This window comes from Legionella sp. PATHC032 (assembly GCF_026191185.1).
Classification (GTDB): domain Bacteria; phylum Pseudomonadota; class Gammaproteobacteria; order Legionellales; family Legionellaceae; genus Legionella.
Map to the genome: position 1 here is coordinate 2,143,843 of NZ_JAPHOV010000001.1, position 26,124 is coordinate 2,169,966.

Genomic DNA, 26,124 nt, shown 5'->3' on the forward strand with positions numbered 1-26,124 from the left:
TGCCTAACTTAAAGTGATTTGATAGTGCCTTTTGGTAATACTGCAGTAACAGCGCCTTTTTGCAAATTAATTTCTATACCTTCTGCCGGGCTTACTTTGATGTATTGATCATCCAGGCTCACAACTTTTGCCAAAATCCCTCCAGACGTTACTATTTCATCCCCTTTTTTTAAGCGATTTATCAATTCTCTGTGTTCTTTCGCTCTTTTGCTTTGCGGTCTTATTATCATAAAATAAAACAAGACAAAAATCGCAACGATCATAATCAGTGAAAAAGTTCCATCAGTTTGAGCAGCTGGCGCATTTCCTGCTGCAGCTAATGCATCACTAATAAAAAAACTCATAAAATCTCCTCAAATCGGGTATTAATTTCCTGGTTTTCTTTTGAAGATGGTCGATAAACCAATTTCAAAAGATAGTTCTAAAAACTCTTGTATAATCTGTAGATTTTTACGCAAATGATACAAGAGAACTATTGTATGGATTACCAGCGTGACATCATATAGCGAATTTACTCGAAGGTAAATGAATAGTTAATTACCTTGAACGTAATACGCATTATGTTGAATCAAGAATCTTTGGCATAACAAGGGAGTATTGGCTAACAAATGATGCAGATAGGCTCTTGTCAACTGTTCTGAACAGGTAGGACATGAACAACTCGCATCAATCAGTTGAAAATTCATAGCCTGGCTTTCATCCGTAAGATCAACATTTCCTTCGCGGCTATACACAATACCCTGCATGGCCTTTTTTGCGGGCTCATCAGATTCTATTAAAATCGATTTCGTCCTGTTTAAATCCTCAATTAAATCAGCACCGACAGGGCCAGAAACATAAAGAGGAAACTCAGACCATTTTTGCAATTGATTCAGGAAATTATCATTATATTTTGCTTCACTCAAATTGAAATATACACCATGTTTTCCAGGCACATTCAAGGTTTCAAGTTGTACAGCTGACAAAAACGGTACTATAGTATTATCCCATTGGTCCCATAGACCGGAAAAACCATTCATAATCGTTTCAGGTAAAAGCACTGCGGCAGGCTTAATATGCAAAATCAAATGCACTAACTCTGAGTTAGTTAATTTGATTCGGCTTCCGTCATAAGGCGAAATCAATATCACCATCCCGTTCTTATCTGATACAAGGCGGCTCGCATTGATAATTAGATGACCTGGCCAGGCCAGATACTTGGCAAAATCCGTTACCTTGCTTAACAATGAATATCCTGGCTTTAATAACAATAAATCCAAATAACAAGATGCAATTGTAATGTTAATCTCTTGCCAATTGGCCGCAGTAAGACATAGCCCTGCTTCAGTATTTAAAACAGGAACAAAATTTTGATTTGTACTCAACATCCACTATCCTCTAAGGTAGCCCCCATCATTATATCTCAGAGCACTTTATAACAATAAACTGGCATCTCCATAACTAAAAAAACGATACCTTTTATCGATTGCTTCTTGGTAAAGAGCCATACACTCTTGGTGTCCTATAAAAGCTGACACCAACATCACAAGAGTTGATTCAGGTAAATGAAAATTAGTTATCAATCCATCACAAACTTTAAACTGATAGCCGGGATAAATGAAAATATCGGTATCACGACTACATGGAATTAACTCTCCTCCCATAGCAGCGCTTTCAAGGCTGCGTAATGCAGTAGTCCCAACAGCAATTACTCTATTTCCCATAGATTTGGCAGCAGTCACGGCAGCACACAGATCAGGACTAACCGTAAACCACTCACTATGCATTTTATGATCCTGAATACGTTCACAGCGAACTGGCCTGAATGTTCCTGCCCCTACATGGAGAGTGACATAAGCAATTTTAACTCCACGCGCTCGGATACTGGATAAAACAGCATCATCAAAATGTAATCCTGCTGTAGGCGCTGCAACAGACCCAGCGCATTTGGCATAGACAGTTTGATATCTCTCCTTATCCAGCGACTCGTCTTCTCTGGCAATATAAGGTGGTAACGGAATATGTCCAAGATCATTTAAAAGATCTAAAATATTCTCGATCGCCTTACAAAGAAATAAATCATCCTGCCTCTGTAATACTTCAAGTTGCTTCCCGGCATCGAGATAAATTATATCGTTTGATTTTAATGATTTGCTCGCTTTTATATGAGCCAAGAAAGTAAAATTGCCAGTTATCCTCTCTACTAACAGTTCAACCTTACCGCCAGTGGCTTTGTGACCATATAAGCGAGCTGGTATCACTTTACTGTCATTCATTACCAATAAGTCCCCTGGCTGTAAAAAGTCTGCGATTTCGCGGAATTGATAATGGCCATATTCTTCTGTTTGTCGATTATAAATTAAAAGCCGTGAATCACTTCTATTCGCCAGTGGATATTGGGCTATTAATTCGGGAGGCAAATCAAAATAAAAATCTTGCTTATTCATAGAACAACCTAAAAACAAATTGGTGCAATTATACACCAAACATTAGTCTTAAAATCAATTATTGGGAGCTTATTCACTTTACGAGAATGTCACACCATCTGGCTTTTTATCTGTTTAAGACACTACAAGCAATATTACAGTGCAGAAAATTAAAATCAGGGTGCTTGTTAAATAGGGATAAGCATAACCCTTGTAAGTTCGTTTTCGATAGATCAAGTCCAGTAATAATACAGGTCCCACTGAAACAGTAGTGAGTAGTATAATGAGTGCTATCGATGTTGAATATGGCTTAAAAGGCATAATCCGAGTCAGAAAAGATAACACGGCTTGTAATACTTCACGAATATAATAAATTACCCATATAAATAAATAATCAAAATTATAAATTAGCCAGGAAGCGATGCCTAAAGGAATGAGTAACTTAGCTCCTCTGATTGCAAAAATTTTTTTAAAGGTTCTAATGAATTCTTGGGAGAAGAAAACCATAATTGTTGCAAATAAAATAACCAAAGCTAAGGTTAAAAGCATTTTAAATCCTATTTTTTAATCTTATAAAAGACAATTTTCACTATTTTTAACCAGGGAAAATTATATTTTGATTATACAATGACAAGATTATGCTTAAATTTATAAAGTATCTCGACTCATAATCAAATCAAATTGGTATGATCTTTCCCTGTGTTTTTAACTATACTTATGCATTAACTAAGGTCTGTTGGCAATTTGCTCTACAGGTGCTGAGGACACGCCGTGACACACTGGTGTTTTAAATTATATTATAAAATGAATTGTCGACAGACCCTAATTACTTTTTTATTTTTTCTCTTCTAACTCTTCCCAACGAGCAAAATATTGATTTAACAATGCTTCTTCCTTGGCTAACAGCTGAGTTATTTCTGAAATAATCTTGGCATCTTGCTGATAAAATTCGGGTAAGGCCATTTGCGAATGCAATTCTTCAATTTTTTTCTCTACGGCTTCAATCTGTTGTGGCAACTTCGATAACTCTCGTTGTTCATTAAAAGATAAATTTTTCGTTTTCTCTGAACTGCTGCGTTTTGAAACTGGAGATTTCGTTTGCTGTTCGCGTCGTGTCAATTGATGTTTTTTATAATCGTCATAACCACCAACAAATTCATTAAACTGACCATTTCCTTCATAAACCAATACACTGGTTACTACTTGGTTAATAAACGCTCTATCATGACTGATTAGTATTAAAGTACCTGGATAATCAACTAATACTGCTTCAAGAAGTTCCAGAGTTTCTATATCCAAATCATTGGTTGGTTCATCCATTACGAGTAAATTAACTGGTTTGGCAAAAAGTTTCGCCAGTAGTAATCTATTTCTTTCTCCTCCAGATAAGGAAGATACTGGCTGATTGAATCGATCAGCGGAAAATAAAAACTCTTTTAAATAACTGGCAACATGTTTTTGCTTACCATTAATTGTTACATAATCGGCCCCTTCCCCCACATTAAACATGACTGTTTGATCTTCAAGCAAATGTCGGCGTAACTGATCAAAATAGGCCACCTGAAGCCCTGTCCCTAATTTTATAGTTCCTGAATTAGGTTGAATTTCTCCCAGCAGTAATCGAACTAAGGTAGTTTTACCACAACCATTGGGGCCGATAATTCCAAGCTTATCTCCTCTTGTCATCAATAAGGAAAAATCTTTTATAATAGGTTTATTATTTATTGCATAACTCACTTTGTTTGCTTCTACTGCAAGAGCACCAGAACGGGTTACATCCAAACTTAAGGATTTCACTGTTCCTAACTGATTACGACGTGCTTTGTACTGTTCTCTCATTGCCTTTAAAGCTCTGACTCTGCCCTCGTTACGTGTACGTCTTGCCTTGATACCTGTACGTATCCAGGCCTCTTCTTCTGCAAGCCGTTTGTCAAACAAATCATTTTGTTTTTGTTCGCTAAGCCTTATCGACTCTCGCCTGTCAAGGTAAGTTTCATAATTACACTGGTGGAGATACAATTTCCCACGATCAATTTCAAGGATCCTTGTTGCTATCTGGCTTAAGAACTCCCTGTCATGAGTTACCACCATCACAGCACCAGAAAATGATTTTAAATAATTCTCCAGCCATTCAATTGCTTCGACATCCAAGTGGTTGGTTGGCTCATCCAGTAACAATAAATCAGGTTTGGCAAGAAGTGCTGCGCCTAATAATACTCGTCGTTTCATACCGCCTGAGAGGTTAGGCATCTTATCATGAATATCTATTCCCAATCGACTCGCCATCGTTTCAATTTCAGGTAATAAATGCCATGCATTTAAATTGTCCATTCGCTGTTGACAATTGGCCAATTTGTCCATATCTCCTTGTTTTGTAAACTCATGAAACTGGGACAATACTTCCCCTGTTTCACCTAAACTTTTAACAAGAAAATGGTACACGGACTCTTCCTCAGCACCTGGGACATCCTGGACTAAACCAGAAATACGCAAACCGGATGAGCGTTGAATTTGCCCACTATCAAGCACCAACTCCCCTTGTAGTATTTTCAGTAATGTTGATTTTCCAGCCCCATTGCGTCCAACAAGAGCAATTCTATCCTGTGGCTGAATCTGTAAATCCGCACAATCCAGAATACAATTGCCAGCCAAGATGAAGGAGGCATTATTAAGGGAAACTATACTCATCGAAACTCTCTATTTAAATAAATCTGTTTGATCTCATTTTATTGAGAACATCTTTTCAGTTCACTGTCTTTTTAATATTAAACGCTTGTTCTGCTGAACCATGTGAAATTGTGATAAGACATTCATTCCTAGCAACACCGTATTATCATCATTTTCCGGGATTATGACCGCTTTGACATTCTGTAAATGGAACTCTCCAAATGACAAATGTTGCAAACGAGTTAAAAATCCAGTTACCTTGCCATTAGCAGTTTCTATGGTAATAGGATATCGCCCGGTAATTTTTAAATCCTTAGCCAGGCTTTGGGGTATTGCTACTAAAGTAGCGCCAGTATCCACCAAAAACTCTACCGGATATTCATTAATCTTACCTTTTATCCAATAATGTCCTTCACTATCCGCGCTTAATACATACTCAGTACGACTAGCTACAAAAATGGCACTTTCTGGCTTATCGTAATAGTAAAAGAATAAAAACATCCCTATAAAAAATATAATCCAAACAAATAAGAACATCAGACGCCCTGTGCGAGCGTATTGATCATCACTCATGGTTATACAGGCGCAGGTAAAACCAGAATTCCATCCATTTCAACCTTGGCACCCTTTGGTAATGCGGAGACCTCGATTGCCGCTCTTGCAGGATAAGGTTCTAAAAAATATCGACTCATCGCTTCATTAATTAAGGGAAAATGACTTAAATCAGTGAGATATACGTTTAATTTGACAATATTGGCTAAGCTACCACCAGCCGCTTCACATACAGCCGATAAATTTTCCAGGACTTGAGTGATTTGTAATTTAATATCATCGCTACAAATCTTCATTGTTTCAGGATCAAGTGGAATCTGTCCTGAAAGAAAAACCATCTGGCCACTTCTTATCGCTTGACTGTATGTACCTATCGCTTCTGGCGCTAATTTAGTATTGATTGGTTGCATTAATTCTCCCCTTGTTTTTTTCGATATAACCGCATAACTACTTTATTTGCCCTTAATCGACGCATGACTCGAGCTAAATGGGTTCTGTCGCGAACACTGATGGAAAAAGTGACAGCATTATGACGACCATCTCTGGGATCCACATTAATATTTCCTATATTAGAGTCTGCTTCTGAAATAGCAGTTGCTAAAGCAGCCAATACACCTCTTTCGTTTGCTACATCTACAGTAATATCAACCCAATATTCACCCTGGACCTGCTCATCCCAACGCAAAGCAATAAACTGTTCCGGATTACTACGAGTTGTTTTTAGTGTAGTGCAATCACAGGCATGAACAATAATGCCTCTGCCTTGTTGAAATTTACCAACTATATTATCTCCAGGTATTGGTTGGCAACACTCGCCAAAATGTACAACCATCCCTTCTGTACCTTTAATTGCCAAAGGTTTTTTGTTGCCTTTATCCGATTCATTGGCGTCTTGTGAAACCACCAACCGTTTGGCGATAACCATTGCCATCTGATTTCCTATTCCTATGGCATACAATAAATCATCAACTGTTTTATAGTGTAAATCGCTGAGCAATGCCTGCAATGTTTCCGGAGGTACTTTTGCGTAATCACTGGATAATTCTGCCAGGGATTGCTCCAATAATCGTTTTCCTAAAACAATAGACTCAGCGTGCTGTTGGCTTTTCAAAAAATGACGAATATTTGATCTTGCCTTTCCAGTCACAACAAAATTCAACCAAGCCGGGTTGGGGTGTGCTCCCGGCGCAGTTATAATCTCTACGGTTTGACCATTTGATAAAGGAATACTTAAAGGTACCAAACGCCTGTTAACTTTCGCTGCAACACAACTATTCCCTACCCCAGAGTGTACCGTGTAAGCAAAATCCACTGGAGTAGCTCCTTTCGGCAACTCCATAATGTGCCCTTTGGGAGTAAAAACGTATACTTCATCAGGAAATAAATCTATTTTAACGTTTTCGATAAACTCAAGAGAACTACCTGTGCTCCTTTGCATTTCTAACAAACTTTGAACCCACTCTCTGGCACGAAGCTGGGCTTCGTTCACTTCCAATCCAGAAGATTTATAGATCCAGTGCGCTGCTACTCCATTATCAGCTACTTTATCCATTTCTCTCGTTCGTATTTGAACCTCAAGAGGCACACCAAAAGGCCCAAACAAAGTGGTATGCAATGATTGATAGCCATTGGCCTTGGGAATTCCGATATAGTCTTTAAAGCGTTGGGGTACAGGCTTATAAGTACAGTGTAAAGCTCCCAAAATTCTATAACAGGAGTCAATGTCTTCTGTAATGATGCGAAATGCGAACACATCCGTAATTTCTGTAAAGGATGCTTTCTTTTGCTTCATTTTTCTATAAATACTATATAAATGCTTTTGCCTGCCAAATACTTGTTCATAAGGAATGTTCAATTGCGATAAGGCGTGTTGCAAATCTTTCTCTATGGTCTGTGTCAATTCTCTTCGATTACCCCGAGATTTTTCAACAGCAGATTTAATTGCCCTATAACGCATAGGATATAAAGCTTGAAACCCTAAATCTTCAAGACCAATATAAATAGAATGCATACCCAAACGATTAGCAATAGGAGCATAAATCTCGAGAGTTTCAATTGCAATTCGCCTGCGCTTGGCTGCGGGCATTGATCCTAAAGTGCGCATGTTATGTAAGCGATCAGCCAACTTAACAATAATAACGCGAATGTCCTTAACCATAGCCAAAACCATCTTGCGAAAATTTTCCGCTTGAGCTTCAGCCTTTGATTCAAATTTAATTTTGGTCAATTTGGTGACGCCATCAACAAGGGCAGTAACTTCTTCACCAAATTGATTGACCAGTTCTTCTTTACTTATGGAAGTATCTTCGACAACATCATGAAGCAGAGTAGCCATGATAGTTTGATAGTCCAGTCTCATTCTTGCCAGAATAAGGGCTGCTGCTACAGGGTGCGTAATATAAGGCTCACCTGAACGACGCATTTGGCCATGATGTGCTTTTTCAGCCACCAAATAAGCTTGATAACATTTCTCTATTTGCGCCTGCTCAAGGTAGCATTTAAGCTCTTCATCGAGCTCTTTAAAGTAGCTCACGCAGTACTCCCTAGTATCCAACATGGCTATTTATACCTCACGTTACTCAAAATACGGTTTTATGCCTCGCCCTTGTTCCCTTTGCTTTGCTTAAATACCATAACTTGATTAACAAGAGGTATATTTTAGAATGACTAATATTCCCAAGGCAAAGTCAATAACTAATTTTAATCTTCATCCAAAATATCCGCTGTAACATAACCTTCCGCAATCTCCCTAAGCGCAACTACGGTAGGTTTATCATTTTCCCACTCAACCATAGGTTGATCGCCTCGAACCGCAATTTGCCTTGCTCGTTTAGTAGCAACCATAACCAACTCAAACCGGTTTTTAACATGTTCTAAACAATCTTCAACTGTTACTCGTGCCATAAAATCCACCTCTAGGTTATTAGAACAAATACTAGCCCAAATCTTTTATTTTACTGCGATGACAAGAGGAAGGAAAGCAATTTGGCTTGTTTATTTACCTGTTTTTCAATTCGAAGCCTATTGGCAATTACTATCGACCGTAATTCCATTGCTGCCTTTTCAAAATCATCATTAACAATCAGATAATCAAATTCAGGATAATGACCAAGTTCATCCTGTGCTTTCGTCATTCTCTCAGTAATTACATTATCTTTATCTTGTCGCCTGTTCATCAAGCGTTCTTTTAATGCATCCAAAGAAGGAGGAATGATAAAAACACTCACTGCGTCCGGATAAGCGTGTCTAATTTGCTCAGCCCCTTGCCAATCAATATCGAGAACGATGTCAATTCCAAATTGTAATCGTTTGTTAATTTGAGCAACGGAGGTACCATACCAATGGTTAAATACTTTGGCATGTTCAATAAATGCACCTTCATTCACCATTGAAATAAATTGTTCCTCATCAATGAAGAAATAATCTACCCCTTCTTTTTCTCCTGGCCTCATAGGTCTGGTCGTATGAGAAACCGAAACTTCAATCTCACTCACCATTTCAATGAGTTTTTTCACCAAACTCGTTTTTCCTCCTCCAGAGGGTGCTGCAACAATGTATAAATTTCCTGAATTATCACTAACCATAACATTTACTCAAAATTCTGAATTTGTTCACGCATCTGCTCAATTAATACTTTCATTTCAACAGCACATAAGGTTAGCTCTGCTGAATCCGATTTTGAGCTTAGGGTATTCGCCTCTCTATTTAATTCTTGCATTAAAAAATCCAGTCTTCTACCCGTCACCTTTTCTGCATTCAAAGTACGGCTCACTTCCGCTATATGGGTTTCTAACCTGTCCAGCTCTTCACTCACATCAAGTTTGGCTAATAGTAAAGCAATTTCTTGCTCTACACGCGCCTCTGGAACGTCCATTTGCAGCTCATGCACACGCGTGAGTAATTTATCTTTAGTCTTGGCACTCATTGAAACCACAATGCTTTTGGATTTCATAACCTCTTGGCGCAAAGCCTGCAACCGGTCTTCAACATATGCCTTTAATGACCTGCCTTCTACAGCTCTGACTTCACACAATTTATCGATACTTTTCTGAAATAACTCCAAAGCAATTTGAGACAATTCCTCCATATCCATCGGATTAGCCTCCACAACACCTGGCCATGAAAGCACTTGACTGACAGTCATGTCATTGGCCAGATGATGAGAGGCAGATAATTTACTGCTTAAATCAAGTAATGCATTAATCGTACCTATATTTATAAGCATAGACCGATTATCACAACTTGTGTCCTTGTACTTTAGATGGCACTCCAGTTTACCTCGATGTATTTTATCCCGAAGCAAGGATCTTAACTCCGTTTCAAGAAATCGAAACGACTCGGGCAAACGAAATGAGACATCGAGATAGCGATGATTAACAGACCTGATTTCCCAACAAAAATCACCTAAATCAAACTGCTTTTGCATTCGAGAAAAAGCCGTCATACTATGAATCATAAAAGATACCTACTTTTTAACCTTGCGCGAATATACCTGAAATTAAAAGAATTGCACAGGGATTGCCCATCAATTAATCTTAACAATATATAAAGCCCCGCATGTATTTAGAGTGCAACTCCAGTATTAAAGAGTTATACTTGTGCATTTTACAGAGGAGTATCTCTAATGCGCCCTAGTAATCGTGAACATGATCAACTTCGTCCCGTTACAATAACACGTAATTTTACCAATTATGCCGAAGGCTCTGTATTAGTCGAATTTGGTCAAACAAAAGTGATTTGTAACGCATCAATCATCGAAGGAGTACCCCGGTTTTTAAAAGGTAAAAATCAAGGATGGATAACAGCTGAATATGGCATGCTCCCACGTGCAACTCATAGTCGTACTGAAAGGGAAGCCAGTAAAGGTAAGCAAGGTGGCAGAACATTGGAAATTCAACGTCTCATAGGGCGTTCATTGAGAGCATGTATCGATTTAAAGGTATTGGGCGAAAATACTATTACTCTTGATTGTGATGTTATTCAAGCGGATGGAGGAACCAGAACAGCAGCTATAACTGGCAGTTGTGTGGCTATGCGAGATGCGATTCACTGGATGGTTCAACGTGAAAAAATAAAGAAGATGCCGGCTTTTAATTATGTAGCTGCCGTATCTGTAGGTATTTACAGGGGTCAACCCGTGCTGGATTTGGATTATGCAGAAGATGTTCTTGCTGAAACAGATATGAATGTGATTATGAATGAACAAGGGCATTTTATTGAAGTTCAAGGCACCGCTGAAGATAACTCCTTTAACCGAGATCAACTGAACAGCATGTTGTCATTGGCTGAAATTGGTATTCCTCAATTGATTGAAATCCAAAAAAATGCTTGAGAGCAATAGCCCGGCATAAACAGTCGCCAGCTGTATAAAACTAACACTTCGAACCCGAACAAAGGATCTCTGCAGGGGGGCTTTAAGCTAACTGAAGAGATCTCATTGCAGTTATTGGCATTGCTATCTTCAAAGTTTTTTGGGGAGTTCTGGAACTTGCCTGGGCTCAATTCCTGTAAATACGAATACCGTATTGAAATCTATCTGGACTTGCGCCCCTAATCTCTTTGTTAAATAATGTTTTAAATTTAGTCATTTAGTTTATATAAACTTCCTCATTAAAAACATTTTTTGTCTCGACCTTGGGGTTTTTCGCAAGCCCTGTGTATTTAAAATAATGACTTGTTCAGGGCAGCCTCATGAGCGGTGTGTTTCGAAATAATATTTTTATTAACCAATTCAGTCAAATGTTGATCCAATGTTTGCATTCCTTTGGCTTGACCAGTTTGAATTGACGAATACATTTGCGCTATCTTATCCTCACGAATTAAATTACGAATAGCCCCGGTACACATCATAATTTCAAGCGCTGCAACCCGACCACCTTTATTCTTTTTTAATAAACTTTGAGCAACGACAGCTTGTAATGATTCAGAAAGCATGGAGCGTACCATCGATTTTTCTTCAGCGGGAAATACATCAATTATCCTGTTTATTGTTTTTGTTGCAGAATTGGTATGCAATGTTCCAAAAACCAAATGCCCGGTTTCTGCTGCAGTCATTGCCAAGCGTATAGTTTCCAGATCACGTAATTCACCCACTAATATAATATCCGGATCTTCACGTAACGCTGATCTCAAAGCAGCATTAAAGCTCAATGTGTCTTTGTGTACTTCGCGTTGATTGACCAGACATTTTTTGCTTTGATGAACAAACTCAATGGGATCTTCAACTGTCAAAATATGCTCATAACGACTTGAATTAATATAATCGATGACTGCTGCAAGCGTGGTACTTTTTCCTGATCCAGTTGGGCCAGTAACTAGAACCAGACCCCTGGAAAAACTGGCCATTTCTTTAAAAATTGGGGGTAATCCTAAATCTTCCATGCTAAGAATTTCAGAAGGAATAGTTCTGAAAACAGCAGCGGCACCGCGCGATTGATTGAAAGCATTAACCCTGAACCGTGCCAGATTGGCTATTTCAAAGGAAAAATCTGTTTCATAAAATTCTTCATATTCTTTTCTTTGCCTGTCATTCATTATGTCATAAATAATCTTAATGACGTCTTTATGCTCTAATGGAGGCAGATTGATTTTGCGTAAATCACCATCAACACGAATCATAGGAGGCATGCCAGCTGAAATATGCAAATCTGATGACTTGTTTTTAACTGAAAATGCCAACAATTCTGCGATATCCATACTCTATAATCCCTGCCAATTTTTTCATTATATATTGTAGATTAACTCATGAAATGATTGCCAGCAATCATGGATATCTTTTTGTAGTACCATTACACTTCATGCATAATTGATATTTGCTTTTATAACTAAAAAGTCTCATCTTTGATTAACCAGGATTAATATGAGTATTAGTCAGAACATAAAAAAAGTAAGAGAACTCATAAGCCAGACAGAATTATCCAATAACAGGCAACCGAACAGTGTCTTATTATTAGCTGTTAGTAAAGCACAAAGCCCCGAATTAATCAGAGAGGCATTCCAACAAGGAATAAGACACTTTGGAGAAAACTATTTTCAAGAGGCCCAGGAAAAAATATTGGCATTAAAAGATCTGCCCATCTGTTGGCATTTTATAGGGCCTATTCAAAGTAATAAAACCAAAGGAATAGCGAAATATTTTAATTGGGTCCACAGCATTGACCGAAATAAAACAGCCAAACTTCTTAACCAGTTCAGATCTGAGCAACTACCACCGCTCAATGTCTGTTTACAAATTAATTTGGCTGGAGAAACTACAAAATCAGGCATTCCTCCAGAACATGCCATCGACCTTGCTCTCGAAGTAAAGCAATTGCCTAATTTGCAACTAAGGGGACTGATGACAATCCCTCCTCAGAAAAACAACATGCAAACACAGTACGATTTATTCCTTAAACTCAATCAACTCAAGGAATCCATCAATAAGACACTTCATTTAAAAATGGATACTTTATCAATGGGTATGAGTGATGATTTAGTTCCGGCAATTAAAGCAGGTTCGACCATAGTTCGAATTGGACGAGCAATTTTTGGCGAACGAAAAGGTAAATTATTATGAATATCAGTTTTATTGGCTATGGGAATATGGCGAAAGCAATTGCCCGCAACTTACAAAAACAAAATAAATATTCTTTATCTGCTGCCTCACCTTCCTTATCGGCGGGTATTAGCAAAGAAAATATTCGCACTCATTACGATAATAAGGAAGTGGCTAAAAACGCAGACATCATTATATTGGCAGTGAAACCCACACAAATGCTTGAGGTAGTCAATGAGATAAACCCCTTTATTTCATCAGATTGCCTTCTAATCTCAGTGGCAGCCGGATTGCCCCTGACCTGGTTTGCCAAATATTGTAAAAAAGGACAAGCGGTCGTAAGAACTATGCCTAATACCCCGGCCATAGTTGGATTTGCAGCAACATCAATGATAGCAAATGAATTTGTAAGCGCGAGACAAAAAAAATGGGCAGAAGAATTATTTTCAAGTATAGGGATTACTGATTGGGTTAAAAATGAAGAGGATATGAACACCCTGACAGCTCTTTCTGGCAGTGGTCCTGCTTACGTATTTTTGTTTCTTGAAGCGATGATTAATGCAGGGATCCAATTGGGCCTGGAAGAAACGGTTGCCAAACACTTTGCCATACAGACATTTGCAGGATCGCTTCAACTAGCTCAACATAGCCAGTTGAGTTTGGCTGAACTGAGAGAAAAAGTAACTTCTCCGGGAGGAACAACAGCCGCAGCCCTGGAAATCCTGCATGGAGATTTGGATGAGCTCATTTATTCTGCTATGAAAGCTGCGAAACAGAAAGCCCATGAATTAGGAAAAATTGAATAACTCTTTTGAGTTAAGAAAAATTCTGCCGCAAGAAGCCCTCTATCGACTTCTTTTGTTTTAATCTCAGTCAAGACTTACAAAAGCCCCAAGATTAAGGCAAAAAATGTTATTAACGAGGAAACTAAGATAAACTAACTAACTGAATTAAAAATATTTTTTAACGAGGAGATTCGAGGGCATCTTGTTAGTATTAATTCTTGAGCTATTCAAGCAAACAAGCATTGTGGAACAACGTTTGCTCGCGTTATGATAGAAGGTCAATAAACTGCTTAAGCAATTCATTTCTAAACCATTTGAATAAATTTCCTGGCTTTATAGGTGAATACAATCTAAAGAGGTAAAACAATGGCTGGTTTAACTGCTGTAGGGTATTTTTTATTATCTTTATTATTTACTATCGTTATTTTCAGTTTGTGGCTTAGAATTGCCATACGATTTTTTCGTATAAGTGCTATTAATCCATTCGCCCAATTAATTCATACCATTACCAATCCTCTAGTGAAACCCTTACAATGGATTATAAGGAAACCACTGCAACCAGGACAAAAATACGATTGGATAGCGTTTGGAGCTTTAATTATAGTGGAATTATTTAAAATAGTTTCACTGAGTTTACTGATGTATCATGCAATTATTCCATTTCTCTTTATTTTCCTTTACATACTTGTTGATTTAATAATTCAGCCTTGCGAAATATTATTCTTTGCTGTTCTGATTCGAGTGATAATGAGTTATGTCAATCCCAAATGGCAACATCCGCTTGCTGATTTCTTGCGCGTAATAACAACACCAATTTTACGGCTAGGCAGACTTATAGTCCCAGACATTTCAGGTTTTGATTTCTCACCATTTATTATCATGGTGATATTAAAAATTATTACCTTGTTTCTAAGCGCTTCTTTGCCCTGGAAGTTATTATAAAAGCAAAAATAAACAAACAGAACTATACTATTAGTTGATACGGATTAATGGAAAAAGCTATGAAATCGATACTACTTATGAGTTTATTATTGCTATTTATGCCATTCCGTTTAATGAGCGCGCAGTCTTTGTATTGCCCACAGAATCATGGTTATATCAATATTGGTATGAGTATGGAGCAAGTCATTGCTGCATGCGGGCAACCGCTGAGTAAACAAGAGTCCAATCAACCGATTTTGCAAAAAATCCCTGTGCAGCAACTTATTTATAACAATTTGGGTAACTCCGATGGCCTGTATTCAGGATCATTAAATGTACCGGAAGGTACCGCTTTTTATGGCGTGTGGAATATTCCCACAGGCAGCAGTGGCGTGCAATTGGAAGTCGATATTCTCAATAATAAAGTCCAGGATATTCGAGTAAATGGAGGCAATACTAACGCCTTTTCTTTATGTGGCAATGCAAGTATTCAAGTCGGAGATCCCGCCACTAAAGTGTATGGGGCTTGCGGCAGTCCAAACCTGGTCAATAATACTTACATTAACCAAGTGGTTCCCACAGAGACAAAACCACAAATCTGGATTTATAAGCCAGACCCATATCAACCAGCCTTTTCCTTGACTTTTGTCGACGGCAAATTACAATCCATCGGAAATAATTGAGGAAGTATAACAAATGGCTGAAACCATAGATGATATAACAATTGCTTTTAACGAAAATGGAGTGGAAACAACCAGGGAACTCGATAAACAAATCTTATCCAAAGGAGCATGGACTACTATTATGTTTAAATACCAGGATTGGGATAACACAAAAAATGACTACGGCCCTGTAAAATACTCTATAAGGCGTTATCAGAAACGTAATAATCAATATTGGCAAAAATCCAAATTCAATATTTCGAGTACTGAACAAGCCAAAAAAATTGTTGACATATTAAATAATTGGCTTGAGTAAATATTCTGATATCTTTGTTAAAAATTTAATACACAAGAGAATTCAGGGATTTTAATTTGATGAGAGAAGGATTCAATAAGTGACCAGTAAATTGGTTATGAATGCTCCCCTCATCAAAAACTCCTTACAACTGAGAGTCGAGTTTCATTTGATATTATAAATAACAACCTACGCCATCATATCCAACGACACGACATTCCTTATAAGCTGATTGATCCAATTCATAGCTTACCGAACCATAATAAGCATAAATCTTCCCATCCTTGGCTTTTTCAATATGTGGATTCTGATAGTTTAGATCAGTTTCACAGCTTGATTTCGTTTGAATCCAGGTCGCTTTATTGTCATTAATGATATTTTTACCAGGTTTTAACCTACTCTCGCCACAGTCATGCATTGCCAGATCGGTCATTTTAGGAGCTGAGAATAATACGTCATAACCATTTAATGCCACCTGCACAGCATTATCCGCATCCAATATCCCATGCCCACAAGGTTTTTTGCCGACACAAGATTTATTGGCATCATTACTTTGCCCAAACTCATGCGTAGTAACATATAATATCTGTTCTACTTGTTCAGGTTTTAAAGCCTTATTACTGATAGCAAAAATTAAACCAGCTACCCCAGCAACATGAGGCGAAGCCATGCTCGTCCCTTGATAAAAATCAAAACCTGATGAATTGTATCCACCTCCCGGGTTTACAGTAGATAAAATACCCCCTGAAGTGCCATAACGCTTATCACCACCTGGTGCTGCAAGGGTTATACTGGGTCCATAATTTGAAAAATAAGAGCGCAAACCTTCTGGTCCAGTAGAGGCAACCTTGATCGTTCCATTACACACAGCCGGAGCATTATAGTGTTCCCAAACATTATCATTTCCAGCAGCAACTGCGACTACAGCCCCTTTTTTACGAGCAAAGAACAAGGCCTCTTGTAAAGCCTCGTCACAATAATCAATTTCTTTGCCGGGCTCTAAATCGACACCAAAACTCATATTTAATACCTTGGCTGGATGTATATTTTTAGGAACCCCTGGAACATCACCTCCGACAGCCCAATAAATACTATTCACCACAGCACTTTCATAAAACATACCATTCTCAGCAGGAATTTTGACAGTCAGAATTTTTAAATCTTCACCAACTCCGTTCATGACATCACCATAACCAGCAATGGTGCCGGCAACATGGGTGCCATGGTATGACCTGGTTTCATCGGATAAATCATTATTATTCCCGGCAAAATTCCAGCCAAATACATTACCTTCATTATCTTTTACAAGGTTATTCACCAAACTGTCATTCAATGCAATCCCAGTATCTAAAACCGCAACAACTACCGGCTTCCTGGACTTTCCTGTGGTATATGCCCATGCGCCGTCTCTTAAACCGGGCTTGGATTCCAGACGAATTCCTGCTGGCCTTTCGAACTCATCCCATTGACTCTCATGGGATAGTAATTGACTTAATTCCCGGTTTATTACTGGATCAGGAAGAGGCTTAAAATGTCCTATTCTGTCTTTAACTGCATAAAGTACATTGGGATTTTTGCGCAAACGCTCCAAAACATTGGCTATAACATCCTCTTCTTTAGCCTTAATAGCAGCGGAATTGGATGCATCAAAAACAAGCGAATAAGCGCCGTTAGCCATAGGCTTCATTTCTTTAACAGGTATTTGGACAGATTTAAAGACTTGTGATTTTAGTGAGGAAATGGCGGCTGGTTGCTGCTTATATTTAATTATAACTCTGATTGTTTCAGTTTCAGTCGTAGCAAAACTGCCACAAGCAAGCGATAAAAGACTTAATCCCAATATTCCTGATTTCAAACCCATACTTCAATCTCCTTTTTAAAGTCAATCCGTAGCCTTGACCAATTTTTAAAAATAAAACCACCTCAGTATGCAGGAGAATAAATATCAACTCAAGAATCAAGAGTCCTAAGATTAAATTAAAATACAACAATCATTGGATTTCATGTTTTTCCCTATATTCTGTGGGAGTGATTCCAGTCCATCGTTTGAATGCTTTTGAAAAATTGGATGTATCTTGAAAACCCAATAAAAAACTGATCTCGGTCATGGAAATATTATTATTGAGCAAAAATGTCTTCGCCTTTTGTTCTCTTACCTCATCAAGCAACTCTTGATAAGTCACATGCAACCGCTGCAAATGACGTCTTAGAGTGCGAGAAGTCATGCATAATCTACTGGCTATCTCATTCATGTTGACATGATTCAAATTCTGATTGATTAAAATAGATTTAATCTTGCTCGCCATATCCTCTTTTAACGACATTTTTTTTTCAAGTTCTTGTAATTGCTTTTTTGCCAGCTGATAGCTCACATCGTCAGCAAAATGAATGGGATAATTCAATTCCTCCGCTTTAAACCAAACACGAGTGTTCTCTGTATTAAAAACAATTTTAGTCTGAAAAATTGCTTGATAATATTTTGCATAAGGAGGTTCATTATAATTTAACTCGATCTTGAGCAATGGGTCATTACAACTAATCAAAAAATTTCTCATTTTAATAAGATGCGTAATTGCCAATTCAGTTATAAAACGTGATAAAACCATTTCTTTTGTGTGAGATAATATCTTGATGTAAGCATGGTTTTCATTATTAAACTGATGTAACTCCAGAGACAAAAAACTGGTTCGTGTATTAAGGTAACTAAGCACAGTCTGTATAGCAGTACCAAATGTTGGACTGCTCATTGCTGCATACCCAAGAAAACCATGATTGACTATAGATAAATTTTGACCAAAAACCAAGCCCAATTCCGGGCACTGGCTTAATTTATAAGCTTCCACAATAACATGGTTAAATTCATCCTGAGTTAAGTAGGCATCAGGATCATGTACTCTTATCAGATCAAATCCAATTTTTTCTAAAAAATGGTTAATCCCAAATTGTTCAAGACATTTTTCCAGAGTAGAAAGGTAATTTGCTGCTATAACCAGATCCATCAACAAGCTTTTCTTTTTTAAGAGAGAAATGAATTAATTCTAATCTATATTAGAGGATAAGATCCAATGATGAGGAGAAAAATTCAAGATTTAGTTGTCTGACTAAATCTTGAATAAAATTAGTTTAATAACGATAATGATCCGGCTTATAAGGTCCATTTTTATCTACACCGATATAATCAGCCTGTTCATTACTTAATTGGGTTAATTTTGCGCCAATACGCCCCAAATGCAAACGAGCTACTTTTTCATCCAAAACTTTTGGAAGTACATAGACTTGATTCTGATATTGGCTAGAATTTTGGAACAGCTCAATCTGCGCCAATACCTGATTGGTAAAGGAAGCAGACATGACAAAGCTGGGATGTCCTGTAGCACAGCCTAAATTCACTAAACGTCCTTCAGCCAGGATAATAATACGCTTTCCATCAGGAAAAATCACATGATCAACCTGAGGTTTGATATTTTCCCATTGATACTGTTTTAAGCTTTGAATATCAATTTCCGAATCAAAATGGCCTATGTTGCACAATATCGCCTGATTACGCATACGTTTCATATGATCATGAGTAACAACATGGTAATTACCAGTAGCTGTAACTACGATATCCACCTGTTCAGCAACATCGTCAAGAGTAACCACTCTGTAGCCTTCCATAGCCGCTTGAAGTGCACAAATAGGATCAATTTCTGCGACAAGTACTGTTGCTCCCTGTCCTCGCAAGGCCTGTGCGCAACCTTTGCCCACATCACCATAGCCTAGAATCAAAGCAACCTTACCAGCTATCATAACATCTGTTGCACGTTTTAACCCATCGAGCAGGGATTCCCGACATCCATACAAATTATCAAATTTGGATTTGGTCACTGCATTATTAACATTAATGGCTGGAATTTTTAAGTGACCATGTTTTGCCATTTCGTACAACCTGGCTACACCGGTAGTGGTTTCCTCAGATACACCCTTAATTGAAGGCAGTAATGCGGGATATTTTTGGTGAACGACTTGTGTTAGATCCCCTCCGTCATCTAATAATAAATTAGGTATCCAACCATTAGGGCCACTTAAAGTTTGCTCAACACACCACCAATATTCTTCTTCTGTTTCACCCTTCCAGGCAAACACGGGAATTCCTTTTGCGGCAATAGCTGAAGCCGCATGATCCTGAGTAGAAAAAATATTGCAGGAAGACCAGCGTACTTCAGCACCCAATGCAACTAGGGTCTCAATCAATACTGCAGTTTGAATTGTCATATGCAGACAACCTGCAATACGAGCGCCATGAAGTGGTTTTCTTGCAGAAAACTCCTCGCGTAAAGCCATTAAACCCGGCATTTCGGTTTCGGCTATTGCTATTTCTTTTCGCCCCCATTCCGCTAATGAAATATCTGCTACTTTATAATCTTGTAATGTATTGATTTTTTGTGCTCCTTCTTTTACCAGTTCCATTAGAGTATCCTTAAAAAATTATAATGCCTTGCTTAATTCAGCTACTTTATTTAATCGCTCCCATGGAAAATGCTCCCTGCCATAGTGCCCATAAGTTGCCGTCTGTCTATAAATAGGACGAAGCAAATCGTGTTGATCAATAATACCTTGTGGTGTTAAATCAAAATGCGTATGAATCAAATCAATTATTTCACTGTTTTTTAGTCGCCCGGTACCAAAAGTCTCAACAAAAATAGACGTAGGTTCAGCAACACCAATAGCATAGGAAATCTGTAATTCGCATTTATCTGCCAAACCAGCCGCCACAATGTTCTTGGCAACATGTCTTGCAGCATACGCTGCGGAGCGATCTACTTTCGAAGGATCTTTACCTGAAAAACAGCCACCACCATGCCTTGCCATACCACCATAAGTATCTACAATGATCTTACGGCCGGTTAAGCCACAATCGCCCAAAGGACCACCAATTACGAAGCGTCCTGTTGGATTGATGAAATATCGGGTCTTATCATTGAGCCATGCAGCAGGAAGAACTGGTTTAATAATTTCTTCGCGGATCGCTTCAACCAAATCTTTATGCTCAATATCAGGTGAATGCTGCGTAGAAAAAACAACAGTATCCACTTCAACTGGCATCCCCTGTTCATATTTCAAAGTAAGTTGACATTTTGCATCAGGTCTTAACCAAGGTAATTGGCCTGATTTACGAGCATTAGCTAACTTTTCCATCAAACGATGCGCATAGGCAATAGGAGCAGGCATAAATACATCTGTTTCACGGCTTGCATAACCAAACATAAGCCCCTGATCGCCGGCACCGAGAATTTTAGTTTGCTGATTATCTACTCCTTGAGCTATGTCTGGTGATTGCTTGCCAATCGCTGAAAGCACAGCACAAGATTCCCAATCAAAACCCATCTGAGAACTATTATAGCCGATGTCCTTGATAACATGACGAGTTATCTCTTCAACATCAACCCAAGCCTTCGTTGTAATTTCCCCACCAACCAAAACCATACCGGTTTTAACCAATACCTCACAAGCTACTCGTGCTTTGGGATCTTGGGCTAAAATAGCATCTAAAATGGCATCTGAAATTTGATCAGCTATCTTATCAGGATGACCCTCGGAAACAGATTCTGAGGTAAAAACATGGACTTCATTCATTACATACCCTCTGTATTTTCTATTTATAGTATCCCTAATCCTATCTCTGCTTAAAACCAAACAATTTAGAGTCATTGTTTTGGTGAATCCATGTCATTTTACTAACCTTTAATAATCATGGATAGCTTTTAGGAGCATTACAAACATTTTAAGCAGGCTTAAAACAAGCCACCCTTACCAAAATAATAATTTTTAAGCTAAAAACTTACTTCATCAGATTTACAAATTCATTAAATAAAATATCTATATCATGTGGTCCAGGGCTTGCCTCTGGATGACCTTGAAAACCAAATGCCGGTTTTGTTTTGTGTCTTATTCCCTGTAAACTGTTATCAAATAATGAACGATGCGTTACTTCCAGGCAATTAGGCAATGAATCCTCATCCACAGCAAAACCATGATTTTGACTTGTTATAAAAACACGTTTTTTACCAGTTGTTTCAACTACAGGATGATTGGAACCATGATGACCAAATTTCATTTTTTTAGTAACACCACCACATGCCAAAGCTAAAATCTGAAATCCAAGGCATATACCAAATAACGGAATATTATTGTCTAAAAATACTTGAGTTGCTCTGATAGCATAATCACATGCTTGGGGATCACCTGGCCCATTAGATAAAAAAACACCATTAGGATTCATTGCTAAAACTTCTTCTGCTGAAGTTTTAGCAGGAACTATAGTAATATGGCATCCCTTATCATGTAAGATACGTAAAATATTATGTTTCACACCAAAATCATAGGCAACGACATGAAACTGTTGAGGCTGTTTGCTTAGACTCCATATTCCCTGGCCTTCATGCCAACGCTCTGTCGTTTGTCTTGTAACCTCTAAAGCTAAATCTGCACCCTGAAGCCCGGCAAACGATTTAGCCTTTGCCACAGCAATTTCAGGTTTCTCCACATTAGTGCTAATACATGCTCCGATAGAACCCTTCTCACGCAATTTCAAAGTAAGCGCGCGCGTATCAATACCAGAAATGGCAACGACTCCATTTTTACTTAGCCAGTCAGGGAAGGATTGTTCAGATCTGTAGTTACTTGGAATAGCAGTGCAGTTTCTCATAACCAACCCGGCTGCCCATACTTTTGTGGACTCCATATCTTCCATGTTACAACCTGTATTTCCCACATGAGCAGTAGTTAAGGTAATTATTTGTCTGGCGTACGACGGGTCAGTAAGCATTTCCTGATAGCCAGTCATTGACGTGTTAAAAACCAACTCACCAACAGAATCACCAGTGGCCCCTACTGACAGGCCCTCATAAACAGTGCCATCAGCTAAAGCTAAAATTGCTGATTTATTAATCATGAATATACTCAATTATGTTCAAAGTATGCTTATCCAGCGTAAAATAAGCAATCCATGCTGAAAACGACAAATCTTCCAATTGTAACTTAATTAAGTCAAAATTTCATGTCTTCGAAAAATTTTTTCACACCGGCAAACCAGGAGCTTGTTTTAGGTGAGTGCGTTCCCTTGGCATTCTCTAACGAATCCTGTAGCTTATTTAACAGTTCTTTTTGCTCACGGGATAAATTAACTGGTGTTTCTACAACTACTTTGCATAGCAAGTCACCTTGTCCATATCCTCTGACAGATTTCATCCCTTTACTTCTCAATCGAAATACTTTGCCTGTTTGAGTTTCTGCCGGGATTTTTAAGGTGACGCGGCCTTCCAAAGTGGGCACCTCAATTGAGCCTCCTAACGCCGCGGTTGCAAAACTAATAGGTACTTCACAATGCAAATCATTTTCATGACGTTCAAAAATAGCATGCTTTTTCAAACTAATTTGAACATATAAATCGCCTGAACCACCACCATGTACTCCGGCCTCACCTTCTCCGCTTAACCGAACCCGATCACCAGTATCAACTCCAGCCGGGATTTTGACATTTATTTTTTTACTTTCTCTCACTCGTCCTTGACCATGGCAACTGACACAGGGATCAGAAATTATTTTTCCCTCACCATGACAAGTGGGACAGGTTTGTTGTATGGAAAAAAAACCTTGTTGAATTCTGACCTGCCCCATACCTTGGCAAGTTTCACAAGTTTTTGGACTAGTGCCTTTTTTAGCCCCCGAGCCCTCACAAACAGTACAGGTACCATGCCGTGGAACAGTAATTTCAACTTCTTTTCCAATAGCCGCTTCTTCAAGAGTCAATTGCACATTAAATTGCAAATCAGCGCCTCTTTGTCCACGCGATTGACGCCCATGTCCACGTCCCCCTGAAAAAATATTCTCAAAAATATCTTCAAAAACGTCACCAAATCCTCCAAATCCGCCAAAACCACCTGGGCCGCCACCCATTGACGGATCCACACCAGCATGGCCAAATTGATCATACGCAGCCCGTTTTTGCTTATCGGATAAGATATTATAGGCTTTTTGAATTTCTTTAAATTTTTCTTCGGCAGAGGCATCACCTGGATTCCGATCGGGATGATATTTCATTGCCAGCCTGCGATATGCTTTTTTAATCTCCGCATCACTCGCATTTCGACTTACTTCTAAAAGTTCATAATAATCCCGCTGTTCCATAACCGCTCACAATTTATAACAACCACTTAATTATAATGAGCTCAGTCGTATGAAGACTCTAAAATAATTTAAGTGCTATTCAATAGACAAACGGGACGATAATATCGCCCCGACCCAAAATTTATTTATTATAACTTGATGAACTCTTCTTCCGCCCTCTTAAATCAGAGAGCGAGAGTAACATTAAATTACTTTTTATCCTCTTCTTTAACTTCTTCAAACTCAGCATCAACAACTCCCTCTTCTGTGGGCTTTGTAGATTCCTGAGATTGTGTTTGCCCCTGAGCCGCCTGACCTTCAGACGATTTTTTCGCATAAATACGTTCAGCCATTTTTGCGGAAGCATCAGTCAATACTTTCAGCTTGTCTTCAATACGAGCTTTGTCAGTTCCTTGCACTGCCTCTTTCAGTTCAGAGATTGCTGTTTCAATGCCTTTTTTCTCGTCCTCAGACAAATCATCAGACAAATCTTTCATGGATTTTTCACAACTATGAATCAAACTATCTGCCTGATTACGAAGTTCTGCCATTTCCTTGAATTTCTTATCTTCTTCGGCATGCGCTTGGGCATCTTTCACCATAGCAGCAACTTCTTCTTCACTTAAACCACTGGAAGCTTTGATGACAATGGATTGTGCCTTGCCAGTTGCCTTGTCTTTGGCAGAAACATTCAAGATACCATTGGCATCAATATCAAAAGTTACTTCAATTTGAGGAACGCCACGAGGAGCAGGAGGAATATCACGCAAATCAAACCGTCCCAATGATTTGTTTGCTGAAGCCTGTTCTCTTTCACCTTGCAATACATGCACAGTCACTGCTGTTTGATTATCATCGGCTGTTGAAAATACTTGAGTCGCCTTTGTAGGAATAGTCGTATTTTTTTCAATGAGTTTGGTCATTACACCACCCATTGTTTCTATACCAAGAGACAGCGGAGTAACGTCGAGTAAAAGAATATCTTTAACCTCACCAGACAATACTGCTGCTTGAATCGCAGCACCTACTGCTACAGCTTCATCAGGGTTTACGTCCTTACGAGGTTCTTTGCCAAAGAATTCCTCAACAGTTTTTTGTACCAGTGGCATACGAGTTTGACCACCAACTAAAATAACTTCATTGATTTGAGATACAGTAAGTCCAGCGTCTTTTAAAGCTATTTTGCATGGCTCAATAGTTCTCTCAACCAGTTTTTCCACTAAGGATTCCAGTTTTGCTCGGGTCAACTTGATATTTAAGTGTTTTGGCCCAGAAGCATCTGCAGTAATGTAAGGCAAATTGACATCAGTTTGTTGTGCAGACGATAATTCAATTTTTGCTTTCTCAGCAGCTTCTTTCAAGCGCTGCAGAGCCAGAGGATCATTATGCAAATCAATACCAGTATCTTTCTTGAACTCAGAAGCTAAATATTCAATTAAAGCCAAATCAAAATCTTCTCCACCAAGGAAGGTATCACCATTGGTCGCGAGTACTTCAAATTGGTGTTCTCCATCCACTTCGGCAATTTCGATAATTGAAATGTCAAAGGTACCCCCACCTAAATCATATACCGCGATAACAGAATCACCGCGTTTTTTATCCATACCATAAGCCAGAGCAGCAGCGGTCGGCTCATTAATAATTCGTTTTACTTCCAAACCAGCAATACGACCAGCATCTTTGGTTGCCTGGCGTTGCGAATCGTTGAAATAGGCAGGTACAGTAATTACTGCTTCTTTTACTTCTTCACCCAAATAATCTTCTGCTGTTTTCTTCATTTTTCTTAACACTTCAGCCGAAATTTGTGGTGGTGCCTTATCTTGATCTTTGACTCTAACCCAGGCATCCCCATTGTCTGCCTTGATAATTTTGTAGGGAACCATCTTAATATCTTTTTGCACGATAGGATCATCAAATCGACGCCCTATTAATCGTTTGATCGCAAACAGTGTTTTCTCTGGGTTGGTCACTGATTGACGCTTGGCTGATTGACCAACCAATATTTCATTATCATCAGTAAACGCTACGATAGAAGGAGTTGTTCTGTGACCTTCACTATTTTCAATTACCTTCGGTTTGTCACCTTCCATGACAGCAACACAAGAGTTCGTAGTCCCCAGGTCTATACCTATAATTTTAGCCATTCTATTTTGCT

At 38.6% G+C, this 26,124-nt stretch carries 25 protein-coding genes; 6 read left to right on the plus strand and 19 right to left on the minus strand.

What is annotated here, in order from left to right; translation table 11 throughout:
- Positions 1-8 precede the first annotated feature (8 nt).
- From yajC to OQJ02_RS09660, 11 genes are all read right to left on the minus strand, one after another.
- Positions 9-344: a preprotein translocase subunit YajC gene (yajC, locus tag OQJ02_RS09610; protein ID WP_010947718.1), complete on the minus strand. Its 336-nt coding sequence runs from the start codon at positions 342-344 to the stop codon at positions 9-11.
- A 189-nt stretch (positions 345-533) separates the two neighbouring features.
- Positions 534-1,367: a queuine tRNA-ribosyltransferase gene (locus OQJ02_RS09615; RefSeq protein ID WP_265718953.1), complete on the minus strand. Its 834-nt coding sequence runs from the start codon at positions 1,365-1,367 to the stop codon at positions 534-536.
- Between the two features lie 45 nt (positions 1,368-1,412).
- Complete coding sequence (queA, locus tag OQJ02_RS09620; RefSeq protein ID WP_265718954.1) at positions 1,413-2,426, minus strand: tRNA preQ1(34) S-adenosylmethionine ribosyltransferase-isomerase QueA; 1,014 nt, start codon at positions 2,424-2,426, stop codon at positions 1,413-1,415.
- A gap of 114 nt (positions 2,427-2,540) precedes the next feature.
- Complete coding sequence (locus tag OQJ02_RS09625; RefSeq protein WP_265718955.1) at positions 2,541-2,954, minus strand: hypothetical protein; 414 nt, start codon at positions 2,952-2,954, stop codon at positions 2,541-2,543.
- A gap of 285 nt (positions 2,955-3,239) precedes the next feature.
- Positions 3,240-5,093: an ATP-binding cassette domain-containing protein gene (locus tag OQJ02_RS09630; protein ID WP_265718956.1), complete on the minus strand. Its 1,854-nt coding sequence runs from the start codon at positions 5,091-5,093 to the stop codon at positions 3,240-3,242.
- Positions 5,094-5,153: 60 nt separating this feature from the next.
- Entirely contained in the window at positions 5,154-5,645 is a 492-nt protein-coding gene (locus tag OQJ02_RS09635; protein ID WP_265718957.1) for a retropepsin-like aspartic protease family protein, read from the minus strand.
- Between the two features lie 2 nt (positions 5,646-5,647).
- On the minus strand, positions 5,648-6,034 hold the full coding sequence (locus tag OQJ02_RS09640; protein ID WP_265718958.1) for a RidA family protein: 387 nt from the start codon (positions 6,032-6,034) through the stop codon (positions 5,648-5,650).
- Positions 6,034-8,181 carry a bifunctional GTP diphosphokinase/guanosine-3',5'-bis pyrophosphate 3'-pyrophosphohydrolase gene (gene spoT / locus OQJ02_RS09645; protein WP_416209888.1) on the minus strand — a complete coding sequence of 716 codons (2,148 nt, stop codon included), beginning with the start codon at positions 8,179-8,181 and terminating at the stop codon, positions 6,034-6,036. Before spoT ends, OQJ02_RS09640 begins: the two co-directional genes overlap by 1 nt.
- A 143-nt stretch (positions 8,182-8,324) precedes the next feature.
- Positions 8,325-8,528 (minus strand): DNA-directed RNA polymerase subunit omega, encoded by a 204-nt coding sequence (gene rpoZ / locus OQJ02_RS09650; protein WP_011214258.1) that lies wholly within the window; start codon positions 8,526-8,528, stop codon positions 8,325-8,327.
- Positions 8,529-8,578: 50 nt separating this feature from the next.
- A complete protein-coding gene (gene gmk, locus OQJ02_RS09655; RefSeq protein ID WP_265718960.1) occupies positions 8,579-9,208 on the minus strand; it encodes a guanylate kinase in 630 nt (209 codons plus the stop codon).
- A 5-nt stretch (positions 9,209-9,213) separates the two neighbouring features.
- Entirely contained in the window at positions 9,214-10,080 is an 867-nt protein-coding gene (locus tag OQJ02_RS09660) for a YicC/YloC family endoribonuclease (protein ID WP_265718961.1), read from the minus strand.
- A 168-nt stretch (positions 10,081-10,248) separates the two neighbouring features.
- On the opposite strand from OQJ02_RS09660, the gene rph reads away from it, so the two are divergent.
- Positions 10,249-10,956, plus strand: coding sequence for a ribonuclease PH (gene rph, locus OQJ02_RS09665; RefSeq protein WP_265718962.1), 708 nt, complete (start codon positions 10,249-10,251; stop codon positions 10,954-10,956).
- Positions 10,957-11,285: 329 nt separating this feature from the next.
- Here the strand turns inward: rph and OQJ02_RS09670 are convergent, their stop codons facing one another.
- Complete coding sequence (locus tag OQJ02_RS09670) at positions 11,286-12,320, minus strand: type IV pilus twitching motility protein PilT (protein WP_265718963.1); 1,035 nt, start codon at positions 12,318-12,320, stop codon at positions 11,286-11,288.
- A 163-nt stretch (positions 12,321-12,483) separates the two neighbouring features.
- Here OQJ02_RS09670 and OQJ02_RS09675 point away from each other — a divergent pair, with 163 nt between their 5' ends.
- The 5 genes from OQJ02_RS09675 (at position 12,484) to OQJ02_RS09695 (ending at position 15,842) form a co-directional block, all read left to right on the plus strand.
- On the plus strand, positions 12,484-13,179 hold the full coding sequence (locus tag OQJ02_RS09675) for a YggS family pyridoxal phosphate-dependent enzyme (RefSeq protein WP_265718964.1): 696 nt from the start codon (positions 12,484-12,486) through the stop codon (positions 13,177-13,179).
- Positions 13,176-13,964: a pyrroline-5-carboxylate reductase gene (gene proC / locus OQJ02_RS09680; protein WP_265718965.1), complete on the plus strand. Its 789-nt coding sequence runs from the start codon at positions 13,176-13,178 to the stop codon at positions 13,962-13,964. The genes OQJ02_RS09675 and proC overlap by 4 nt, the downstream gene beginning before the upstream one ends.
- A gap of 345 nt (positions 13,965-14,309) precedes the next feature.
- Positions 14,310-14,885 (plus strand): YggT family protein, encoded by a 576-nt coding sequence (locus tag OQJ02_RS09685; protein WP_265718966.1) that lies wholly within the window; start codon positions 14,310-14,312, stop codon positions 14,883-14,885.
- Between the two features lie 59 nt (positions 14,886-14,944).
- Positions 14,945-15,547 carry a DUF2845 domain-containing protein gene (locus tag OQJ02_RS09690; RefSeq protein ID WP_265718967.1) on the plus strand — a complete coding sequence of 201 codons (603 nt, stop codon included), beginning with the start codon at positions 14,945-14,947 and terminating at the stop codon, positions 15,545-15,547.
- A 13-nt stretch (positions 15,548-15,560) separates the two neighbouring features.
- Positions 15,561-15,842: a hypothetical protein gene (locus tag OQJ02_RS09695; protein WP_010947734.1), complete on the plus strand. Its 282-nt coding sequence runs from the start codon at positions 15,561-15,563 to the stop codon at positions 15,840-15,842.
- Between the two features lie 154 nt (positions 15,843-15,996).
- On the opposite strand, the gene OQJ02_RS09700 is transcribed toward OQJ02_RS09695, so the two are convergent.
- From OQJ02_RS09700 to dnaK, 7 genes are all read right to left on the minus strand, one after another.
- The gene (locus OQJ02_RS09700) at positions 15,997-17,682 is read right to left on the minus strand and encodes a S8 family serine peptidase (RefSeq protein WP_265718968.1); all 1,686 of its coding nucleotides are present in this window, start codon (positions 17,680-17,682) and stop codon (positions 15,997-15,999) included.
- A 130-nt stretch (positions 17,683-17,812) separates the two neighbouring features.
- Positions 17,813-18,820, minus strand: a complete 1,008-nt coding sequence (locus OQJ02_RS09705) for an AraC family transcriptional regulator (protein WP_265718969.1) — start codon at positions 18,818-18,820, stop codon at positions 17,813-17,815.
- 124 nt (positions 18,821-18,944) lie between these two features.
- The gene (gene ahcY / locus OQJ02_RS09710; RefSeq protein WP_265718970.1) at positions 18,945-20,270 is read right to left on the minus strand and encodes an adenosylhomocysteinase; all 1,326 of its coding nucleotides are present in this window, start codon (positions 20,268-20,270) and stop codon (positions 18,945-18,947) included.
- An 18-nt stretch (positions 20,271-20,288) separates the two neighbouring features.
- Positions 20,289-21,437 carry a methionine adenosyltransferase gene (metK, locus tag OQJ02_RS09715; RefSeq protein WP_265718971.1) on the minus strand — a complete coding sequence of 383 codons (1,149 nt, stop codon included), beginning with the start codon at positions 21,435-21,437 and terminating at the stop codon, positions 20,289-20,291.
- A 205-nt stretch (positions 21,438-21,642) separates the two neighbouring features.
- A complete protein-coding gene (carA, locus tag OQJ02_RS09720; protein ID WP_265718972.1) occupies positions 21,643-22,755 on the minus strand; it encodes a glutamine-hydrolyzing carbamoyl-phosphate synthase small subunit in 1,113 nt (370 codons plus the stop codon).
- A gap of 95 nt (positions 22,756-22,850) precedes the next feature.
- Positions 22,851-23,990: a molecular chaperone DnaJ gene (gene dnaJ, locus OQJ02_RS09725; protein ID WP_265718973.1), complete on the minus strand. Its 1,140-nt coding sequence runs from the start codon at positions 23,988-23,990 to the stop codon at positions 22,851-22,853.
- Positions 23,991-24,178: 188 nt separating this feature from the next.
- Complete coding sequence (gene dnaK / locus OQJ02_RS09730) at positions 24,179-26,113, minus strand: molecular chaperone DnaK (protein ID WP_265718974.1); 1,935 nt, start codon at positions 26,111-26,113, stop codon at positions 24,179-24,181.
- Positions 26,114-26,124 lie beyond the last annotated feature (11 nt).

What these genes read in the sequence shown, in the direction of transcription:
- yajC (WP_010947718.1), bottom strand. Translation starts at nt 344, where the DNA reads ATGAGTTTTTTTATTAGTGATGCATTAGCTGCAGCAGGAAATGCGCCA.
- OQJ02_RS09615 (WP_265718953.1), bottom strand. Translation starts at nt 1,367, where the DNA reads ATGTTGAGTACAAATCAAAATTTTGTTCCTGTTTTAAATACTGAAGCA.
- queA (WP_265718954.1), bottom strand. Translation starts at nt 2,426, where the DNA reads ATGAATAAGCAAGATTTTTATTTTGATTTGCCTCCCGAATTAATAGCC.
- OQJ02_RS09625 (WP_265718955.1), bottom strand. Translation starts at nt 2,954, where the DNA reads ATGCTTTTAACCTTAGCTTTGGTTATTTTATTTGCAACAATTATGGTT.
- OQJ02_RS09630 (WP_265718956.1), bottom strand. Translation starts at nt 5,093, where the DNA reads ATGAGTATAGTTTCCCTTAATAATGCCTCCTTCATCTTGGCTGGCAAT.
- OQJ02_RS09635 (WP_265718957.1), bottom strand. Translation starts at nt 5,645, where the DNA reads ATGAGTGATGATCAATACGCTCGCACAGGGCGTCTGATGTTCTTATTT.
- OQJ02_RS09640 (WP_265718958.1), bottom strand. Translation starts at nt 6,034, where the DNA reads ATGCAACCAATCAATACTAAATTAGCGCCAGAAGCGATAGGTACATAC.
- spoT (WP_416209888.1), bottom strand. Translation starts at nt 8,181, where the DNA reads ATGTTGGATACTAGGGAGTACTGCGTGAGCTACTTTAAAGAGCTCGAT.
- rpoZ (WP_011214258.1), bottom strand. Translation starts at nt 8,528, where the DNA reads ATGGCACGAGTAACAGTTGAAGATTGTTTAGAACATGTTAAAAACCGG.
- gmk (WP_265718960.1), bottom strand. Translation starts at nt 9,208, where the DNA reads ATGGTTAGTGATAATTCAGGAAATTTATACATTGTTGCAGCACCCTCT.
- OQJ02_RS09660 (WP_265718961.1), bottom strand. Translation starts at nt 10,080, where the DNA reads ATGATTCATAGTATGACGGCTTTTTCTCGAATGCAAAAGCAGTTTGAT.
- rph (WP_265718962.1), top strand. Translation starts at nt 10,249, where the DNA reads ATGCGCCCTAGTAATCGTGAACATGATCAACTTCGTCCCGTTACAATA.
- OQJ02_RS09670 (WP_265718963.1), bottom strand. Translation starts at nt 12,320, where the DNA reads ATGGATATCGCAGAATTGTTGGCATTTTCAGTTAAAAACAAGTCATCA.
- OQJ02_RS09675 (WP_265718964.1), top strand. Translation starts at nt 12,484, where the DNA reads ATGAGTATTAGTCAGAACATAAAAAAAGTAAGAGAACTCATAAGCCAG.
- proC (WP_265718965.1), top strand. Translation starts at nt 13,176, where the DNA reads ATGAATATCAGTTTTATTGGCTATGGGAATATGGCGAAAGCAATTGCC.
- OQJ02_RS09685 (WP_265718966.1), top strand. Translation starts at nt 14,310, where the DNA reads ATGGCTGGTTTAACTGCTGTAGGGTATTTTTTATTATCTTTATTATTT.
- OQJ02_RS09690 (WP_265718967.1), top strand. Translation starts at nt 14,945, where the DNA reads ATGAAATCGATACTACTTATGAGTTTATTATTGCTATTTATGCCATTC.
- OQJ02_RS09695 (WP_010947734.1), top strand. Translation starts at nt 15,561, where the DNA reads ATGGCTGAAACCATAGATGATATAACAATTGCTTTTAACGAAAATGGA.
- OQJ02_RS09700 (WP_265718968.1), bottom strand. Translation starts at nt 17,682, where the DNA reads ATGGGTTTGAAATCAGGAATATTGGGATTAAGTCTTTTATCGCTTGCT.
- OQJ02_RS09705 (WP_265718969.1), bottom strand. Translation starts at nt 18,820, where the DNA reads ATGGATCTGGTTATAGCAGCAAATTACCTTTCTACTCTGGAAAAATGT.
- ahcY (WP_265718970.1), bottom strand. Translation starts at nt 20,270, where the DNA reads ATGGAACTGGTAAAAGAAGGAGCACAAAAAATCAATACATTACAAGAT.
- metK (WP_265718971.1), bottom strand. Translation starts at nt 21,437, where the DNA reads ATGAATGAAGTCCATGTTTTTACCTCAGAATCTGTTTCCGAGGGTCAT.
- carA (WP_265718972.1), bottom strand. Translation starts at nt 22,755, where the DNA reads ATGATTAATAAATCAGCAATTTTAGCTTTAGCTGATGGCACTGTTTAT.
- dnaJ (WP_265718973.1), bottom strand. Translation starts at nt 23,990, where the DNA reads ATGGAACAGCGGGATTATTATGAACTTTTAGAAGTAAGTCGAAATGCG.
- dnaK (WP_265718974.1), bottom strand. Translation starts at nt 26,113, where the DNA reads ATGGCTAAAATTATAGGTATAGACCTGGGGACTACGAACTCTTGTGTT.